This is a genomic window from Halomonas sp. G15, from assembly GCF_021282295.1.
GTDB lineage: Bacteria > Pseudomonadota > Gammaproteobacteria > Pseudomonadales > Halomonadaceae > Halomonas > Halomonas alimentaria.
The window spans coordinates 1-828 of sequence record NZ_JAJSPA010000096.1; the positions used below are offsets into that span (position 1 = coordinate 1).

1 protein-coding gene and 1 pseudogene are annotated in these 828 nt (G+C 53.0%); both read left to right on the plus strand.

Going from position 1 to position 828, the window contains the following annotated elements; all coding sequences use genetic code 11:
- Positions 1 to 413 (plus strand): annotated as a pseudogene (locus tag LWH48_RS18135) (lysine 2,3-aminomutase); the annotation flags it as partial.
- 182 nt (positions 414 to 595) lie between these two features.
- On the plus strand, positions 596 to 828 hold a 233-nt coding region (locus tag LWH48_RS18140; RefSeq protein ID WP_232913678.1), incomplete at its 3' end, for a hypothetical protein.

Genomic DNA, 828 nt, shown 5'->3' on the forward strand with positions numbered 1-828 from the left:
CCACCCAGGTGCGCCTGGGGATGATCCCGTATTACATGTTCGTGGAGCGCGATACCGGCGCCCGCCACTACTTCGAGGTGCCGCTGGTCAAGGCGTGGGAGATCTACCGCGAGGCGATGAAGCAGGTACCGGGCCTGGCGCGTACGGCTCGTGGGCCGTCGATGTCCGCCGATCCGGGCAAGGTGGAGATCCAGGGGGTGACGGAGATCCAGGGCGAGAAGGTCTTCGTGCTGCGTTTCATCCAGGGGCGCGACAGCGACTGGGTGCAGCGTCCCTTCTTCGCCAAGTACGATGAGGCTGCCACCTGGCTCAACCACCTGGAACCGGCGCTGGGGGAGAGCGAGTTCTTCTTCGAGGCTGAGTTTGCCGCCATGAAGGACGAGAAGCAGGCGTTGATCATGAAGGCGTCGTGAGGCTCCTATCGCTCGATCCCTGACCTCTAAGTACCACATGCCCCCTTGGCTTTCCCAACGGGGGCATTTTGCATTCTGCTGCTTCAGAAGGAAGGCAGGCTGTTTCCGAGGTGGCAGGCCTTTGGTATCATAGCGTGATAATTAATTATTATTAAGCTAATAAAGCGCAGGAAGCTAAATTAATGTCAGCTAAAGATAGTGAAAAAATACTTAAGGCGGCATTTTTAATGCCGTTTCTTTTGGTTGTTCCAGGGTTGGTTCTTATATTTAAAAAGATGTGGCGAGGGTTTCTTTTTCTAGTGGCCCTTTCTTTGGTTGTTGCGTACTTGCTTTACTCTATGAGGAGCGAGTTTGATGTCGAGGTTTGGGTGCTTGCCTTTTTTATAGTGCAAGCATTTTCTTTTTCAATTGTTTT